This is a genomic window from Jeotgalibacillus sp. S-D1, from assembly GCF_004358665.1.
Classification (GTDB): Bacteria; Bacillota; Bacilli; order Bacillales; family Jeotgalibacillaceae; genus Jeotgalibacillus.
On sequence record NZ_SMZR01000007.1, the window covers coordinates 34578 to 52071 of the forward strand.

General features: G+C 41.2%; 16 protein-coding genes. 7 read left to right on the top strand and 9 right to left on the bottom strand.

Annotated features, from left to right (window positions below):
- The first annotated feature begins 22 nt into the window (after positions 1 to 22).
- On the top strand, positions 23 to 1579 hold the full coding sequence (locus E2R51_RS16935) for a CotH kinase family protein (RefSeq protein WP_240733132.1): 1557 nt from the start codon (positions 23 to 25) through the stop codon (positions 1577 to 1579).
- A 177-nt stretch (positions 1580 to 1756) separates the two neighbouring features.
- On the opposite strand, the gene E2R51_RS16940 is transcribed toward E2R51_RS16935, so the two are convergent.
- From E2R51_RS16940 to E2R51_RS16950, 3 genes are read right to left on the bottom strand one after another with little or no spacing between them, the layout of a single operon-like run.
- Positions 1757 to 2737, bottom strand: coding sequence for a YihY/virulence factor BrkB family protein (locus E2R51_RS16940; protein ID WP_240733126.1), 981 nt, complete (start codon positions 2735 to 2737; stop codon positions 1757 to 1759).
- 37 nt (positions 2738 to 2774) lie between these two features.
- Positions 2775 to 3179 (bottom strand): YtxH domain-containing protein, encoded by a 405-nt coding sequence (locus tag E2R51_RS16945; RefSeq protein WP_133378284.1) that lies wholly within the window; start codon positions 3177 to 3179, stop codon positions 2775 to 2777.
- 14 nt (positions 3180 to 3193) lie between these two features.
- Positions 3194 to 3610: a low molecular weight protein-tyrosine-phosphatase gene (locus E2R51_RS16950; protein ID WP_483299957.1), complete on the bottom strand. Its 417-nt coding sequence runs from the start codon at positions 3608 to 3610 to the stop codon at positions 3194 to 3196.
- Between the two features lie 233 nt (positions 3611 to 3843).
- Here E2R51_RS16950 and E2R51_RS16955 point away from each other — a divergent pair, with 233 nt between their 5' ends.
- Positions 3844 to 5208, top strand: a complete 1365-nt coding sequence (locus E2R51_RS16955) for an alanine/glycine:cation symporter family protein (protein WP_133378286.1) — start codon at positions 3844 to 3846, stop codon at positions 5206 to 5208.
- Positions 5209 to 5296: 88 nt separating this feature from the next.
- Positions 5297 to 5521, top strand: a complete 225-nt coding sequence (locus E2R51_RS16960; RefSeq protein ID WP_133378379.1) for a DUF1128 domain-containing protein — start codon at positions 5297 to 5299, stop codon at positions 5519 to 5521.
- A gap of 46 nt (positions 5522 to 5567) precedes the next feature.
- Here the strand turns inward: E2R51_RS16960 and E2R51_RS16965 are convergent, their stop codons facing one another.
- The 6 genes from E2R51_RS16965 to motA all read right to left on the bottom strand — a co-directional run bounded on the left by E2R51_RS16965 (position 5568) and on the right by motA (position 12836).
- Complete coding sequence (locus E2R51_RS16965) at positions 5568 to 6089, bottom strand: type 1 glutamine amidotransferase domain-containing protein (protein ID WP_133378287.1); 522 nt, start codon at positions 6087 to 6089, stop codon at positions 5568 to 5570.
- Positions 6090 to 6144: 55 nt separating this feature from the next.
- Positions 6145 to 7143 (bottom strand): SAM-dependent methyltransferase, encoded by a 999-nt coding sequence (locus E2R51_RS16970; RefSeq protein WP_133378288.1) that lies wholly within the window; start codon positions 7141 to 7143, stop codon positions 6145 to 6147.
- A 223-nt stretch (positions 7144 to 7366) separates the two neighbouring features.
- Positions 7367 to 9502 carry a PAS domain S-box protein gene (locus E2R51_RS16975; protein WP_133378289.1) on the bottom strand — a complete coding sequence of 712 codons (2136 nt, stop codon included), beginning with the start codon at positions 9500 to 9502 and terminating at the stop codon, positions 7367 to 7369.
- Between the two features lie 126 nt (positions 9503 to 9628).
- Positions 9629 to 11008, bottom strand: a complete 1380-nt coding sequence (locus E2R51_RS16980) for an alanine/glycine:cation symporter family protein (RefSeq protein ID WP_133378290.1) — start codon at positions 11006 to 11008, stop codon at positions 9629 to 9631.
- A gap of 198 nt (positions 11009 to 11206) precedes the next feature.
- Entirely contained in the window at positions 11207 to 12049 is an 843-nt protein-coding gene (motB, locus tag E2R51_RS16985) for a flagellar motor protein MotB (protein WP_133378291.1), read from the bottom strand.
- Positions 12036 to 12836, bottom strand: coding sequence for a flagellar motor stator protein MotA (motA, locus tag E2R51_RS16990; RefSeq protein WP_133378292.1), 801 nt, complete (start codon positions 12834 to 12836; stop codon positions 12036 to 12038). Before motA ends, motB begins: the two co-directional genes overlap by 14 nt.
- Positions 12837 to 13004: 168 nt before the next feature.
- Here motA and E2R51_RS16995 point away from each other — a divergent pair, with 168 nt between their 5' ends.
- The 4 genes from E2R51_RS16995 to mreBH all read left to right on the top strand — a co-directional run bounded on the left by E2R51_RS16995 (position 13005) and on the right by mreBH (position 17370).
- On the top strand, positions 13005 to 14234 hold the full coding sequence (locus E2R51_RS16995; protein ID WP_133378293.1) for an aminopeptidase: 1230 nt from the start codon (positions 13005 to 13007) through the stop codon (positions 14232 to 14234).
- Between the two features lie 841 nt (positions 14235 to 15075).
- Positions 15076 to 15204, top strand: a complete 129-nt coding sequence (locus tag E2R51_RS20085) for a hypothetical protein (RefSeq protein ID WP_255509760.1) — start codon at positions 15076 to 15078, stop codon at positions 15202 to 15204.
- An 82-nt stretch (positions 15205 to 15286) separates the two neighbouring features.
- Positions 15287 to 15796 carry an acyl-CoA thioesterase gene (locus E2R51_RS17000; protein ID WP_133378294.1) on the top strand — a complete coding sequence of 170 codons (510 nt, stop codon included), beginning with the start codon at positions 15287 to 15289 and terminating at the stop codon, positions 15794 to 15796.
- Positions 15797 to 16362: 566 nt separating this feature from the next.
- On the top strand, positions 16363 to 17370 hold the full coding sequence (gene mreBH / locus E2R51_RS17005) for a rod-share determining protein MreBH (protein WP_133378295.1): 1008 nt from the start codon (positions 16363 to 16365) through the stop codon (positions 17368 to 17370).
- Positions 17371 to 17494 lie beyond the last annotated feature (124 nt).

Genomic DNA, 17494 nt, shown 5'->3' on the forward strand with positions numbered 1-17494 from the left:
AAGGTGATTCACATTGACGATAATGAAAAAAAGCCTGATGGCAAGTGCTGTGATGATCTTCTTACTATTTGTCAGGGCACTGACAGCGAATGCAGAGGAGACGCCCATTTTTAATAAAGAAGAAATTAGTGAGGTGAACATTGTAATTGATGAATCTGACTTTGAAGATATGCTTGAGAATCCATTAGAGGAAGAATATAAGCAAGCTACTGTCAATTATAATGGAATTGAAATTTCAAACACAGGTGTACGAGTAAAGGGTAATTCCACTCTAATGTCTGTAGCGAATTCAGAGTCTGATCGCTATAGCTTTAAATTGAATTTTAACAAATATATAGAACAGGACCTTGATGGATTCACCAAAATTAATTTGAATAATAACTTCGCCGATCCTTCCTATATGCGGGAATATTTAACCTATGAACTCATGGAAAAAATGGGTATTAAAACTCCGGAGTACTCTTATATCCGCGTTTCTGTGAACGGAGAGCCTTACGGGTTATATTTAAGTGTTGAAAATATTGAAGAGCCCTATCTAGAACGCCATTTCGACAATACTACCGGGAATTTATTTAAAGCAGATACAGGAGCTAACCTCGCCTGGGAAGAAGGAATGAGCATGGACGATACGAACCTTGAACAAAAATTAGGTTTGCGTCAAAACACCTCTCTGCTGCAACTTATTGAAGCTCTTGATGAGGGGGAAAATGTAGAAAACTATTTTGATGTTGATTCCTATCTCCGTTATCTTGCATGCAGTACGGTCCTGGCAAATATGGACAGCTATCAGGGAAATTTAAGCCACAACTATTATTTATATGAACACGATGAAATTTTCACCTTCCTTCCCTGGGACCACAATATGTCGATAGGCGGCATGGGAAATGGTGAAGAACAAATCGAAATGCTTATCGATGAACCTACCATTGGGACCGTAGATGAACACCCTTTAACAAACTATGTTTTATCTAATGAAGAATACAAAGAAACCTATCACACATATCTTCAGGAAGCCATCAATGAACTTGGAAATTTTGAACAGCGAGTAAGTGAATTACAGGATTTGATCGGTGATGATGTTAGAGAGGATCCAACGGCTTTTTATTCGTATGACCAATTCCTGGATAATACAGGAAGTAAAGCCGTCGATGATATCCCTGGAATTTCGGACTTCTTAGCCCAAAGGATTGAGAACGTACAGCAGCAGTTGGATGGAGATATACCCCGCTATAAAAACGGCGAAGGATTGAGCTTCGGAGGCATGATGGGTGGTGGAATGATGGGCGGCGGAATACCCGGAGGATTGGAAGAAGGACAGATGCCTGGTGGAATGCCGGAGGAAATGCCTGGTGAGATGCCCGAGGGAGTGCCTGGAGGAATGCCGGAGGGGATTCCTGGTGATATGCCTGAAGGAATGCAGCGCGGAATGCCTGGGGGAATCCATGAAGGAATGATGGGGGGCAACTCCACTGCCGACACAACTGCACAGTTCAGGAATCTGATTGTGGTATCTGTTCTCGTCTTCTTATTATTAGGAACGACCGTATTTATTAATCTTTTTAAAAGATATGGTTCTTAAGTGAGGGGGAAAAAATCAAGATAAACCAAAACAAACAATTGCTCTTTACCACCAGGAGAGAATGAGTATAAGATAAATTCTGAATGTTTTTTCATACAAAAAAGCTTGAAGAGAAAAACCACGGAGGTTTCTCTTCAAGCTGAGGATTGGCAGATGCCAATCCTGTTTTTATTCTGTTTAAGATGAATAAGGCTTGTGCCTCTTTCTGGCTGCCATTGTTGCGTTGATTTGTGCCCCAATCATCATAATAATGCCCGATAGGTAAAGCCAGATCATCAGTACGATAATTCCTCCGACACTGCCATAAGTAGAAGCATAGTTTCCAAAGCTGCTAACATAATAGGCAAAAAGGAAAGAAGTTAATGACCATCCGATTACGGCAAAGATTGCTCCTGGAATAACACTGATAAAGCGGATCTTAACATTAGGTACAAATGTATATAACCCTATAAAGACCATTAAAAGAACAAATGGGGTTACTCCAAAGCGCAAAACATTCCAGATCGTTAAAAATTCATCTGATAGGCCAAAAGCTGAAAAAACAACCTGGCCAATTTGCTGCCCGAAAATAGGCAGCAGCAGGGCGGTCACAACAACGCCAATCATGGCAATCGTCCAGACAATTGCCATGCTGCGCGCCACAATGAACGACCTGGTTTCCTGAACTTCGTATGCATGATTAAAGGAACGCATTAGTGCATTCATGCCGTTTGATGCTGACCAAAGGGTACCAAGCAGACCCACAGATAAAATACTTGAACTCTGTCCTGTCGCCACCTCTGAAACGGTCGATTCAATTAACGCCATTGTTTCTCCCGGGGCAAATTCAGCGAACACATCGAGAAGCTGATCCTGGGTAATTGGCAGAAAAGGTACAAGGGCCATAGCGAAAATTAATAACGGAAAAAGCGAGAGAAGGAAGAAATAAGCCAGCTGAGCTCCAAGACCCGGAGTATCGCTTTTTGTAAATCGCTGCATTACTTCCTTAATAAAACCGCCGACTGTATTATAGTTTCCATGCCTGGCGCCTGTATGTATTGCATCAGTCATATCCGCTAAATGCTGGTTTTTCTGTCCTTCTTTCCATTGTGCATTATCCCTGGTTGACCGAGTCTTTTTGAGAGGTTGATTTTTGGTTTTCCTGCTTTGCTCACTCATTTAACCGCCTCCCTTATAATTAATTTAACTGTTTCGGTTATTCCGGCTGGTTGCGCTCAACAAAAAGGTCTGTGCGATTTTCCTCATTTTTTTCATCATCCGTCAGCGCATGCTTATATGTTTCTCCGGAATGTTCAAATGTTTCTTTCGTCTCAACCAAAATATTTTTTAACTGAGGCGTCATTTCCTTAACCTCATCGATTTTTTCAGTGAGAAACTCAAAGTCGTCCTGAATTTGTTCAACAGTTGCTTTTAATTGTTCCGCTTTCTTTTTAGCGACACTGACTAATTCTCTTGTATGGCTCGAATAATACGAAATCGTCTGGCCGCTTTTTCTGGCAGCTGCAAACGTTTGTGTTCTGGTTTCGCGGTCTAACAAACTCACCGCTCCGCCCAAAATTGCTCCTAAAAAAATTCCAGTTGAAAATTTATTGCTTCCCATAACCATTCCTCCAATTAAATTGTCTGTTTTAATTTATTTAATAATGCTGTACATCCATCATAAAGCAGTTCGTAAACTTCATCAAAGTTACCTGTATAATATGGATCTGGAACATCAGTTGTATACGAATCGATCAGTTCCAAAAGCAAAATGTATTCCGGTTCATTTGAAGTTGCACGAGTGAGTTTTTCAATGTCTTTCATTATGCTGCGATCCAAGCCCACGATGTAATCAAATGATTCCAGGTCCTCCCTGACAAGCTGACGGGCAGTCAGGTCTTCAGTGGAGATGCCCTTTGCTCTAAGGAGATCCAACGTCCCCTGATGAGGCGGTTTTCCAGTATGCCAATGTGATGTTCCTGCTGAGTCTGCAGAAATTTGATGGCTCATCCCCTCTTTTTCAACTAGATCTCTGAAAATTCCTTCTGCCATTGGGGACCTGCAAATATTTCCTAAACAAACGAATAATACGTTCTTAATAGCATATCCCCCCAGTCCACATTCTTCCTTTTATATTTTACCTTAACCGGTGCTTCTAAAACCTTTACTCACTAAACTTTCTGAAAAAAACCTTGACAATAGCGGGGTATCTTTCGGAATATTTAGTATATGGCATGCATTTTCAGACATATTTTTTGCCTGTATATACATAAGGGGGAAGTTTGATGGAAGCAATCACAGATTTTTTGGGGTATGTCAGCGGACTCGTTTGGGGTCCTCCGCTGCTAATCCTGTTGGTCGGAACAGGTATCTACCTGACGTTCCGTCTTGGCGGGATTCAATTCAGACTCACCGGATATTCATTAAAGCTTGCTTTTTCAAAAAATCAGGATACAAAATCAAAAGGAGATATTTCTCATTTCCAATCACTCATGACAGCCATGGCAGCCACAGTGGGAACCGGTAACATCGTCGGGGTAGCCACGGCAGTCGTTCTTGGGGGGCCAGGCGCCATCTTCTGGATGTGGCTGTCCGCAGTATTCGGCATGGCAACAAAATACGCTGAAGCCGTACTGGCCGTCAAATACCGGGTGCAGGACGCAGATGGAGAGATGTCCGGCGGACCTATGTACTATTTGGAGAGAGGCTTAAAGCAAAAATGGCTTGGGATACTTTTTGCATTATTTGGGGCGATTGCCGCCTTTGGCATCGGCAACATGGTCCAGTCAAATTCCGTTTCAGGTGTTATGAATGATACCTTTGGCGTGCCAGCATGGCTCACTGGAATTGTGCTTACTATATTTACAGCTCTTGTCATTTTAGGCGGCATTAAGAGCATTGGTAAAGTAACAGCTCTATTTGTTCCCATTATGGTCGTATTTTATCTGCTTGCCGGATTAATTATTATGGTGTTAAACATCGGTATGATTCCTGAAGCTTTCGGAACTATTTTTTCACTGGCTTTTGGAAATGAGGCCATTGCCGGTGGTGTAATTGGTGCCATTATCAGGTACGGAGTAGCACGGGGCGTCTTTTCCAATGAAGCTGGTCTGGGTTCTGCCCCTATTGCTGCTGCAGCAGCTAAAACTGACTTGCCTGGACGCCAGGGTCTTGTGTCAATGACACAGGTGTTTCTGGATACGCTCATTGTTTGTTCGATCACAGGTGTTGTTATTGTTATGGCCGGTCTTTACGACGGCGGCACTTTAGAGGGCGGTGCGTTAACATCAGCCTCATTTGAACACTTTCTTGGGGGCGTTGGACCAATTATCGTAACGATTGGACTAGTTTTCTTTGCATCTTCTACGATTATCGGCTGGTCTTATTACGGAGAAAAATGTTTCCAGTATCTTGTGGGGACAAAGAAGTTAAACATTCTTTATCGCTCGTTATTTGTTATTGCCGTAATGATCGGCTCAATTGCTTCACTTGATGTTGTCTGGCTGTTTTCAGATGTTATGAATGGTTTAATGGCTTTCCCTAACTTAATAGGTCTGTTGGGATTATCAGGTGTTGTTATCTATGAAACAAAACGAATCAAAGCAAAGATTAAAGAAGAAAAAGAAGAAGCAAAAAGAACGACAGCATAAGCAGGCTGCGAAACGGCAAGTTCAGGTTGACAGAATGTTCAAATCATGGAAAGATAAATTAGAATCATGGAAGGGACTGAAAACAACGATGAACTTGTCCGTAAAATCAACTGAAAATGCCGAATATATGATTGGCGAAATTAAAGACCGTCTGCGCATCGTAAATGCTGGTGCAATTAAGGCATCACATTTTGATGAAGAGATGTACGAAGAGCTTCATGACCTCTACACAATGGTGATGAAACGGGAAAATTTCAGCCCTAGTGAAATGCAGGCAATTGCCGAAGAATTAGGAAACCTGAGAAAAGGATAGATTAAAAAAAGAAGTCCGATTCAATCGAATCGGACTTCTTTTTTTATTAAGATAACAGGTTTAAGGATTCACGGGTAAATGCCGGAAGATCATCCGGTGTACGGCTTGTCACTAATTGATCTCCGCATACTACCACTGCTTCATCCTTATAGTTTACGCCGGCATATTCCATATCCACCTGAATGGATTTAAAGCCGGTTGCAGTGCGTCCTTCGAGCGTTTTAGCTGTAATAAGCAGCTGGGGACCGTGGCAGATTGCAAAAACCGGTTTTTTATCATCCATAAAGGATTTTGCAAATGCTACAAAACGTTCATCGCCTCTTAGCTGATCCGGTGAGAATCCTCCCGGAATAAATAACGCGTCAAATTCTCCCGGTGATACATCATCAATCGATTTATCAATGGTGATGGTTTCATTTCCCTGTTTACCGGTTACTTGAGTTCCTGCTTCCTTCTCAATCGTCACTACCTCGTGACCTGCTTCTTTGAAGGATTTAGCCGGATCTGTATATTCAACATCCTCAAATAAATCTGTAATAAGCGTTGCGATTTTAGCCAATGAAAACATCTCCTTTTATAAAGTGCTATATCCAGTATTTTTCCTGTTTTCTATTTCATTAAACCTAATTGGCAGGATTTTTTTGGAGCTTCAAAATGAACCATCCGCCCTCACGAATGATGGCTGTCGGCTTCTCCATTGTGAACCCTATTTGCTCTGTGATATCCCTGAGTTCATCCTCTGAAGGAATCGGATATAAATTATCAAAGGTAAGAAAAAAGCTGTTAAAAGCGCTGGAAAACTGCTTGCCGTGCTTTGCTTTTTGAAGCGGACTGATAATCGTTGCCACTCCTTTTTCTGCCATCAGTTCATATAATCGCTTAAAGAATTCATAGCGATCATCCGGATCAACATAATGAAGCAGATTATTAATCATGACATAATCAACGGGATCTTTCGGTTCATAGTCGTTCATGTCAGAATGAACGATTTCAATTTTCTCAAAAGCCTGTGCAGCTTTTTTGGCTGCCTCCGCTACTTCTTCATTGATCTCAACTCCAATTAAGTCTAATTCCGGATGTTTTTTTGCCAATTTGATTAAATACCCTGCTTCCCCGCAGCCAATATCTAAAACTGACTTTACTTTATGCTTTTTTACATTCCGGTCGATCAGGTGGAAAGCCAGCAGTTCAAGCAGCGTTGAGGTTCTGGCAACTGTTGAACCATGTTCCTCAGAATCAAAATGATTGCGTTTTTTCTCTTTCATCAATTCGGGATAAGTTAAAAGAGAAGGAATATGCAGCTCCATCATCTCTTTTAATAGGTCGCCGGAGGAAGGGCTGTCTTTGCGTGAACCGGGAAGTTTCCAGGAGCGTGCGATTTGAATCCGGTCCTTAGAATCACGTTTTAAGTGTTTAAGAGAAATCCCTACTTCCACCCACTGCTCTAACAGCATTGGTTCTAAATCATAGGCATCCGCTACATCAGACACTCTCACAGGCCGTTTAAATGCCTCAAAAAGATCTAAATCAAATCCAACATACGCATGCCAGCTATATAGGAAAGGAACATTCGTCTTCATCCACGTTCTTGCTTTCCACATGTTTTTTAAATCGTTTAACATAGTAGTTCCTCTCCTTTTTAAGGATAATTTTTATGTAGCAGTCTTTTTGCTTTATTGTGGTGAACACCACCTTTACTACTGTCTATCCCTTCCAGCAAAAAAGAAAACAAATTAATAGGCAAAATCCAAAAAAAAAGCACCTGCGATGTGCAGAGTGCTTAAAACGTCTATTATTTCCGGTCCTCTCAAACTAATGAAAACCCTTTGGCAGCAAGCGGGGTCTTCATCTATTTAAAATTGGAAGGGTTATGGAAACGCTTGTACCGACCCCAACCCCACTTTGAATTTCAAATGTGCCTTCATGACTTTCAATGATATTTCTGCATATCATCAGTCCTAATCCAGTGCCTTTTTCTTTTGTGCTGTAGAAAGGTTCGCCCAATTTTCTTAAGCGGGATTCCTCTATTCCAATTCCAGTATCAGTAATTAATATACGGGCTGTCTGATTCACCTTTTTAAGGACAACAGTCAAGTTCCCTCCATTTGGCATGGCTTCGATGGCATTCATAAATAAATTTAAAAACACCTGTTTTAGCTGATGACCTTCACAGCTAATATCTATTTTTTCGGTTACAAGCTCGATGTCCACTGCATGTTTGACTGCCTCCATACTGATGAATTGAACAGAGTCATAAATGATCTCGTCCAGTGACATTTGCTTAAATGCTGTAACCTGAGGTTTTGCCAGTGTTAATAATTCTCCCGTTATAAATTCAATTCGGTTTAATTCTTTTTGCAGGATTTCAATATAAGGAGAATCCCGCTGCTCCTCTGCCATTAGCTGCAAAAATCCTTTTAATGTAGTAAGAGGGTTTCTGATTTCGTGCGCCACACCTGCTGCCAGCTGGCCGATTAATGCCAGCTGCTCTGATTTTTTCAACAGATTTTCAGTCAATTTTCTGTTTGATAAATCCTGAATGATTAACGCAATACCGATAATTACATCCTGTTCAGAACGGATAGCGCTTAGATTTATTAATACAGAGAGCTCCCTTCCATCCTTGTGAGATAAAACGCTTTCAAATTGTTTTATGTCATTTCCTTTTAACGCTTGTTCAATCTGCTGCTTATGGCTTAGCGGCTGTTCATGATGAAGCAGACTATTAATATGCTGACCTTCCAAGTCATCTTTTTCCCATCCGAACATATCAGCAAAGCGGTGATTGACAGTCAGCAGCATCCCATTTTGTGCAACTAAAGATGCACCATCATTGGTATGGTTAAAATAGGCTTGCAATAAAGTAGTGGTTTTTTTCAATTTCCTATCCATTCGTACCAATGCAGTTACGTCCCTGCCTACCCCGTAAACTCCTTCTACTTTTCCATCAATAAAAATCGGAAACATTGCACAGCTAATATGACTTTCACTAAGATCCTCATTCAAAATAATCGTTTCGTGATACTGCGACTCCCCGTTCATTGCTTTTTTAAAGTGAGCGTTGGTCAATTCCAAACTCTCTGGTTTTATAAAATCCCGATAGTCTCTGCCAATTAGGGAATTAGGTTTCATTTTCATCCTTTTCTCCGCAGCAGGATTTATTTCAGCAATTTTGCAATTGCGGTCAATCAGAAAAATATTATCTGAGTTATCATACATTAATGATTGATATTTCTGCTGGTTTCTGAACAGCTCTCTTTTTGTTTTCTTCATCAAAGAGATATCGGTAACAGTACAAATAATTTCAATTGTTAGTCCCCGTTTTAAAATTGGAACTACCGAGGCGATAAAATCAAGACCAAATACCTTTCCTTCATACGTTTCTTCACGCTGCAAATTCCAGACCCTATTCAGCATCAATAGATACTTGTCCGTGTCATCCAGCAAATAGAGCTCATGAATCATCTTATTTTCTATATCAAAAACGGGGATTCCTAATTTGGATAGCAGGCTCCCCACCGCGTGTACGATTTCAAAGCCAATACCGTTATGAACGATTTTTAAGATCATGACATTTTGAGTAACAATGTTCTCTTCAGATTCGAGGGTTGAGGTTTTATCTTTGCTGTTGTTCTCGGGGACCTGTTCGTGAAAAACTAATCCAGCTAATTTGGTTTGTTCATCTGACCCTGATGGAAAGACCTTGACGCTCAAAGTAATGAATTGTTCTTTAAGCTCAAAGGAACAATTTTTTTCAACTGGTTTATCTTCATTAAATCCATTTGAAACAATTGACAAGAAATGAATGTTTCGAAAAAAAATAAAATCTGTTAAATAATGATCCTGGTCCCCCTGAACAATATTAAACAAAACTGAAAAGGTTGGATTCATTTCAACAATGCGCATGCTTTCATCAATCACTACAACCGGTGCCGGGGTTTGCTGAACGAACGTTTCATATTGAATAGGAAGTAGATTCATATTTGCCCCCACCCTCTCTCATTTCATCTATTTTATTTATTGTAACAATTTTGTAATATAAAGTATATAATCCGTTTGCAGCCATAAAAAAAACGTGAGAACCCTATTGGCACTCACGTTTTGATATTATTTCTTTTTTTTGCGTATATCTTTTAAATAATAGTCCTCCGAGGTGAAAAATTCAGTTTTCAATTCTTTAACTTTATTGCTCAGCAGGAGAATCGCAATAAGATTCGGGATCAGTATGGCTGCGAGCATAATGTCAAGGAAGCCCCAGATAACTTCTGCTGCTCCAACCGCGCCCAAAACGATGGCGATCAAGTAGACAAATTGAATAATATATGATGCTTTTAAACCAAATAAAAACTCTGCTTGTTTAGCACCGTAAAAAATAACAACCAGAATCGTCGATAATACAAAGAAGATTAAGGAGACGGTTACTAAAATGCTGCCGAATTCCCCAAAATAACTTGAAAAAGCAATGGTTGTTAACGCACTGCTATTATCCATTGCATTTTCTCCGGTCCAAACACCTGATGAGAGTACAACAAATGCAGTTGCTGTACAAATAACGAGGGTATCGACAACAATCCCCACGATTGCCCAGAATGCTTGGCGTACAGGGTGATCTGTTTGTGCTGCTGCATGCGCCATTGGAGCGGTACCAAGACCTGCTTCATTTGAATAAAGCCCTCTGGCAAATCCCCATCGGATGACATCGACAATTGCAGCGCCTGCAAATCCACCAATAACAGGAGCAGGAGAAAACGCATTAGAAAAAATTAAATAGAAGAAATCAGGAAGTAAATCTAAATTCATTACAAGGATGACAATTGCTCCGCCAACATAGATCAGTGCCATAAACGGTACGATTACCTCTGTTACTTTACCAATCCGTTTAATTCCGCCAAAAACAATAATTCCAATCAGCACGGCAATGACAATTCCAGTCCAAAGCGCAGGAATATTAAATGACTCTTCAACTGTGTTGGCAACTGAATTACCCTGTACCATTACACTTGGGATCAATTCAATCATTAAAGCGAATGAAAACCAAATGCCGAGCCATTTCATGCCAAGACCCTTTGTCATGTAGTACATTGGTCCGCCGACAAACTCACCCTTCTCATTTTTTTCTCTGTAATGAACAGCCAGTGCACTCTCTGAAAATTTAAGTGACATCCCGATTAAAGCGATAACCCACATCCAAAATACAGCTCCCGGCCCGCCAAACATAATAGCCGCTGGCACACCAACGATATTTGCCGCACCGATTGTTGAAGAAAGGGCAGATGTCAGCGCCTGAAACGGGGTAACCGTTCCTTCTCCTTTTGGTTTTTTATTTATGCTGCCAAAAGTCTGTTTAAATATGTATACCGGATAGCGGAACTGGAAAAAGCCAAGCTTTACAGTCATAAATATTCCAGCAAATAGCAATACCGCAATTAAGGGATAACCCCAAAGCTGCTCGGAAAATACCGCAACTCTCTCTAAAAATGTATCCAACTAAATCGTCCCCCTCTGAATAAATATGTATAATATCATTACCTCCTTTTCCCTTGAACATGGAAACTAAACGGTGAACTTCCTAATTCTTTCACTTTTTTGGAAGAATACTAGAATCGCAGACTTCTTCTAAACTGATATGTAAACTCGCATCAGTAAACAAAAACAGCTGCCTTCCATTTCCAGGCAGCTGTTTATTTATTCATGACTTTCAGCAGAGGCATCCAGCACCCCTTCACTTGTCACGCGCGGCAATATCATTACTTCCACTCGTCTATTTTTGGCTCTTCCCTGTACTGATTCATTTGGAGAAATAGGCTGATACTCCCCAAACCCTTTTGCACTGAACCATCTGGGATCAAGATCTGGGTTATCAATAACGATTTTCATGAAGTTAACAGCTCTCATCACGCTTAATTCCCAGTTTGAGCTAAAATTTGAATTACTGATAGGTACATCATCAGTATGTCCGGTAATAACCACACTCCTTGGCGGATCAAACTTGAGCAGTTGAGCGACTTCATCTGCCATTTCCCTGTATGATTCTTTGACAGATGCAGAGCCAGAATCGAACAAAGCGCTGTCCCTAATCGTAAGCAGCAGTCCCTCGTCGCGCAATTCCGTGGCAAACTGTGCAGACAGTCCATTATCTGCAATGTACAAATTAATAGCAGATTGAATTTTTTTCAATTCCTCCAAGTCTGCCGCAGCAGCTGTTTTCCTGGCCTTTTGAACCTCCATCAGTTCCTGCATCACCCTTGTTTCCTCAGCCTCCTTTTCATTGATCAAGGGAGTTATTTGACTGCCAGGTTTGTCCTGCTCAATCAAACCTGGGAAGTCCAAAATTTGTTCTCCTCCTGAAAAAATTTCGTTAAAAACCTGAGACATTTGCTGAAATTTAAAATCATTTACACTGCTGCTGGCAAATAATACGATAAACATTGCCAGCAGCAGTGTGAGCAGATCAGCATAAGGAAGTAGCCACGATTCATCCACATGTTCCTCCGTTTTATGTTTATGCTTTTTCCTACGCCTCGGCATTTTTAAGCTCCCCGCCTTCATCTCTCAGCATCTCGCGCTCTTTAGCTGGTAAATAAGCGGCAAGCTTTTGTTCAATTACCCTTGGTGCTTCTCCTTCAAGTACGGCTACTATCCCTTCAATCATCATATTTTTCACCCTTACTTCCTGAATTGATTTGCGCTTAAGTTTGTTGGCAAATGGATGCCACAGCACATACCCCGTAAAAATTCCAAGAAGCGTTGCAATAAATGCCGCTGAAATAGCATGGCCCAATGCATCCGTATCGTTCATATCCCCAAGCGCTGCAATAAGACCAACAACCGCCCCCAGTACCCCAAGAGTCGGGGCGTAAGTGCCTGCTTGTGTAAAAATGGAGGCACCGGATATATGGCGGTCTTCCATTGCCTCGATTTCTTCACCCAATACATCCCTTATGTACTCTGCGTTTTGTCCATCAATCGCAAGCCCAAATCCATTTCGCAAAAAAGGATCTTCTATTTCATTTGTTTTAGTCTCCAAAGAAAGCAGCCCTTCCCGCCTTGCCAAGTCAGCCCACTCACTAAACAACAGTATCGTTTCTTTAATATTTATGGTTTTACCTTCCTTAAATAAGATGCCGAAAAGCTGCGGTACCCTTTTTAACTCAGATGTTGGAAAAGCAATCGTTACAGAAGCAGCTGTTCCTAATATGATAATCAATAGTGCCGGACCGTTTACCAGTGCAGCAGGGTCAACCCCCTTTAAAACAATTCCTATTCCAATTGCTAAAAATCCAAAAACAATCCCGAATACTGTGGATTTATCCAACTGCCTTCACCTACATTCAAATTTTCTTTTACCTCTAGTTTATCGGTCTATTGTAAAAGCCCTTTAGCCATTTATCAGAAAGGGCTTTAAAATGTTTTCTTATTTTTTTGATTTTAGCCAATCAATTGATAAAATAAGAAGGAAACTACATACAAAGGAGACCAAAAAATGAATCATCAACAGCTTTTAGAAAAGTATGCAGATCTAGCTGTAAAAGTAGGCGTTAATATCCAGCCAGATCAATGGCTTTATATCGGCGCGAGTATTGAAAACGCACCATTCGTTCGTTTAGTTGCTAAAAAAGCATATGAAAATGGCGCAAGACAAGTATTTGTTGACTGGTCCGATGATGAAATTGGAAGAATGCGCTACGATATGGCTCCCGAAGATTCATTTAACGAATTCCCCAGCTGGAAGCGCATGGAGCGGGAAGAAATGGCGAAAGAAGGCGCTGCCTTCATGAATATTGTTTCTGCAAGTCCTGACCTTCTGCAGGGAGTAAACCCGGAAAAAATTTCAGCATTTCAACAAGCCGCCGGTAAAGCGCTTGCTCAATACCGTAAATACATTCAATCAGATAAAGTAAGCTGGACAGTTATTGCGGCTCCTTCTGCAGCGTGGGCAAAAAAAGTATTTCCAGATCACGCTGAGGAAGAAGCGGTGGATGCATTGTGGAATGCTATATTTAAAGCTGTTCGAGTGGATCAGGCTGACCCGGTCGCTGCATGGAAAGAACATGATGAAACACTTCATGTTAAAGCGGATTACCTCAACAATAAACGCTACCAAAAATTGCATTACACTGCACCTGGAACAGATTTGACGATTGAATTGCCTAATGGTCACCTTTGGGCTGGCGCCGGCAGCATTAATGAAAAAGGACACACCTTCATGGCAAATATGCCAACAGAGGAAGTTTTCACTGTTCCACATAAAAATGGTGTAGAAGGTTACGTGACCAATACAAAGCCATTAAGCTATGGCGGAAACATTATCGATAACTTTACCCTAACATTCAGCAATGGAAGAATTGTTGAGGTTAAAGCAGAACAAGGGGAAGAAATCCTTAAAAAGCTGATCGAAACGGATGAAGGCTCCCACCGTCTTGGAGAAGTTGCCCTTGTTCCGCATAAATCACCTATCTCCCAATCAAATGTGCTGTTTTTTAACACACTATTTGATGAAAATGCATCTAATCACCTGGCGATCGGAAGCGCCTATGCTTTCTGTATCGAAGGCGGTAAAACCATGTCAGAAGACGAGCTCGCAGAAAACGGACTGAACAACAGCATCACCCACGTCGACTTCATGATCGGATCAAACAAAATGAACATCGACGGCATCGCACCAGACGGCACAAAAGAACCCATCTTCAGAGATGGAGACTGGGCGTTTTAATACTAAAAGCGGAGACTGGCGTTTAGGGGCGACTAGCACAAGGCGAGTGCTGCCAGAAGGCTGCCCTTTGCCTTCTGGCAGCGCTTGACTTGTGACCTCGAGCCCCTGCCAGTTGCAGCTGGATAAACTAAAAGCGGAAGGCGCTCGTTCAGCCCCGACAAGCATAAGGCGCGGTGGCCAAGTGGACGCCCTTTGTCCACTGGGGCAGCGTGACTTATGACCTCGAGGGGCTAGCGCCTGGTGCTGGATAAACTAAAAGCGGAAGCGGGCGTTTAGCTCCGACAGACGTAAGGCGCGGTGGCAATTAGGCGCTCTTTGCCTAAATGCCAGCGTGACTTACGATCCGAGGAGCTGCCCGCTGCAGCTGGATAAACTAAAAGCGGAAACTGGCGTTTAGGGGCGACTAGCACAAGGCGGTGACAGAAGGCTGAATTCAGCCTTCTGTCACCGCCTATTTTTATCCTTTGGAAAGTCTTTGGTCCCGCGGGCATTTATCGATCAACAATTTTGTTTTATCGATCACTTTTAAGTATTTATCAAACATTTTTTATATTTTATCGTTCAACTTTTAGCTTTTAACTAACATTCTGGAACAAATACTGATTTTATCGATCACATCTTCCTTTTTATCGATCACTTTTACAAATTTATCGTTCATATTTCTGACTTTATCGGTCGCTCACCGATAAGACGGATCGAGACGCACACCCAGAAAGAGCAGAATATGCTCTCTTTTAGACCAAAAATGACTGCAGGCTGAAAAACATTTTACTATTGCGCTCATAATCCTTTATACTAAAAAGAAGAAATAGAGTATTTTATTGAAAGGGGGCTATGACTAATGGGAGTAATGACAGTGACCCTGCTAGGATTCGTAGCACTAATCGGACTTTTGGGCGGAGCGTTTATGTATTTTCTGCGCATTCCGTTAAATTCGAAAGACGCTGAAAAAATCGATCCAAAACCTTAAGACATTGGCCCTGTGCCAATGTTTTTTTATCAAAGATCAGCAGAAACAAACATCAGGCACTTATAAAAAGGAGCATCAGCAGATGACGACTTCAAAATTCATGAAAGAAACCCGTACCATTCAAACAAGTCATGTTCTCCCCCCGGATGCCAATCATCACGGGACATTATTTGGAGGAAAATTAATGGGGTACATTGATAATGTTGCTTCCATCTCTGCAACTAAATTAGCCCGCTCATCCGTAGTAACAGCATCAACAGATTCAGTAGACTTCCTGCAGCCAATCCGTGTAGGTGATGCCGTAACGCTAGAATCTTTCGTAACCTACACCGGAAAAAGTTCAATGGAAGTTTTTGTGCGCGTTACATCAGAAAACCTGTTAACCGGAGAACAAACCGTTGCAGCTATCTCTTTTTTGACATTTGTTGCCCTTGATGAAAACAACAGGCCCGCTCAAGTGCCTCAAGTAGTTGCAGAAACCGAAGAAGAAAAATGGTTAAATGAAACAGCAGGTAACAGAGCCTCCCATCGGAAAGCAAGAAAATTGCATAGCCAGGAATTGGCTGCATTTTTTTCAAAAGCCAACTTTTAATCATTTTTGATCCTCAAGTGACATGCTTAGAGGATTTTTTTTATGAGCAAAATCAATTCTTTTTTCCTATGTGATGTACGCGTTCATATACAAAAAGGTTTATATTTAAATTTATATAAAACCTTTTTTAGGTAAACTCCCCTGCGACTCCAGACGCAATGAGCAATATTTACGTTACAGAAGGATTATTATTTTATTACAATTACAGTTTACTATTTTTTCAAGATAGCGCTTACCTGCTTATCTGGCAGGGTTTTAAAATTATTACGATTTCATTTCATTCCTTTTTTAACTGTAATATACAAAAACTCCAACATTCGCCCCTCCAACTCTACTTAAAAATAGTCTATACTACACGGAAGAGTATACTGGGCAATTAATTCGCCCTGAAATCTAAAAGTGAAACCGCATAACAACATGTAAAATATCACAAAAAATAGTTGCTGATTCTCTATGCCATTCCAAAATTGGCTGGTTATCACTTGAAATATTAGATTTTTAGGAAAACATGCTTGCTTGTAATACTTACTCTACCAGACTATATGATGATAACGGAGGAATTACTTATGCTATCAAATGCTGAAATTGGTATCGACTTGGGTACTGCAAATATACTTGTGTACAGTAAAAGCAAGGGCATTATTATGAATGAACCATCTGTTGTAGCAATTGACATTAATACAAAAAAAGTCCTGGCTGTAGGAACTGATGCGAAAAATATGATCGGAAAAACACCAGGGAATATCATTGCTGTCAGACCTCTTAAAGACGGTGTTATTGCAGATTTTGACGTAACAACAGATATGCTGAAGCACATTATGGCAACAATCGGCAAAAAGCTTGGTTTCTCGCTTCGCAAACCCAGTGTAGTTGTCTGCACTCCTTCGGGAGCTACTTCTGTAGAGCGTCGGGCTATTCATGATGCGGTTAAAAACAGCGGTGCAAAAACTGTCCACCTTATTGAAGAGCCGGTTGCAGCTGCTATAGGAGCAGATCTTCCTGTCGGTGAGCCGGTTGCAAACGTAATCGTGGACATCGGCGGCGGCACAACTGAAGTAGCCATCATTTCTTACGGAGGGGTTGTTTCTTGCAATACCATCCGTGTAGCTGGAGACAAAATGGATGAAGATATTATTCAATATATCCGTAAATCTTATAATCTTCTAATTGGGGAAAGAACAGCTGAACAGATCAAAATGGAAGTTGGCTACGCTCCGATTGAACACAAAAGCATTGAAATGGATATTCGCGGTCGTGATTTGGTTACCGGTCTGCCAAAAACCATCAGCCTTACATCAACTGAGGTTCAAGCTGCCATACAAGAATCACTGCTTAGCGTTTTAGAAGCGATTCGTGCTACGCTTGAAAATTGTCCGCCAGAATTAAGCGGAGACATTGTTGACCGTGGAGTTATTCTAACAGGCGGCGGCGCTCTGCTTAACGGATTACAGCAGTGGTTAAGTGAAGAAATCGTCGTACCTGTGCATATTGCACCAAACCCGCTTGAGTCTGTAGCAATCGGAACAGGAAAATCATTATCATTTATTAATAAGCTTCAAAAAGCTGCTAGATAATTAATGTGAATGGATTACGCAAAGCACTGCCGCTGGCAGTGCTTTACTTATGCTAAAGTTACCTGCCAAGCAGTTCTGAATATCAGTCAGAAGTTAACTCTTTGCAGCAATCAGTCCTTGATGG

Bases quoted from the DNA above. Each gene is read 5' to 3' on its own strand.
- E2R51_RS16935 (WP_240733132.1), top strand. From the start codon at position 23: ATGAAAAAAAGCCTGATGGCAAGTGCTGTGATGATCTTCTTACTATTT.
- E2R51_RS16940 (WP_240733126.1), bottom strand. From the start codon at position 2,737: ATGAGTGAGCAAAGCAGGAAAACCAAAAATCAACCTCTCAAAAAGACT.
- E2R51_RS16945 (WP_133378284.1), bottom strand. From the start codon at position 3,179: ATGGGAAGCAATAAATTTTCAACTGGAATTTTTTTAGGAGCAATTTTG.
- E2R51_RS16950 (WP_483299957.1), bottom strand. From the start codon at position 3,610: ATGGCAGAAGGAATTTTCAGAGATCTAGTTGAAAAAGAGGGGATGAGC.
- E2R51_RS16955 (WP_133378286.1), top strand. From the start codon at position 3,844: ATGGAAGCAATCACAGATTTTTTGGGGTATGTCAGCGGACTCGTTTGG.
- E2R51_RS16960 (WP_133378379.1), top strand. From the start codon at position 5,297: ATGAACTTGTCCGTAAAATCAACTGAAAATGCCGAATATATGATTGGC.
- E2R51_RS16965 (WP_133378287.1), bottom strand. From the start codon at position 6,089: ATGTTTTCATTGGCTAAAATCGCAACGCTTATTACAGATTTATTTGAG.
- E2R51_RS16970 (WP_133378288.1), bottom strand. From the start codon at position 7,143: ATGTTAAACGATTTAAAAAACATGTGGAAAGCAAGAACGTGGATGAAG.
- E2R51_RS16975 (WP_133378289.1), bottom strand. From the start codon at position 9,502: ATGAATCTACTTCCTATTCAATATGAAACGTTCGTTCAGCAAACCCCG.
- motB (WP_133378291.1), bottom strand. From the start codon at position 12,049: ATGCCGAGGCGTAGGAAAAAGCATAAACATAAAACGGAGGAACATGTG.
- E2R51_RS16995 (WP_133378293.1), top strand. From the start codon at position 13,005: ATGAATCATCAACAGCTTTTAGAAAAGTATGCAGATCTAGCTGTAAAA.
- E2R51_RS20085 (WP_255509760.1), top strand. From the start codon at position 15,076: ATGGGAGTAATGACAGTGACCCTGCTAGGATTCGTAGCACTAATCGGA.
- E2R51_RS17000 (WP_133378294.1), top strand. From the start codon at position 15,287: ATGACGACTTCAAAATTCATGAAAGAAACCCGTACCATTCAAACAAGT.
- mreBH (WP_133378295.1), top strand. From the start codon at position 16,363: ATGCTATCAAATGCTGAAATTGGTATCGACTTGGGTACTGCAAATATA.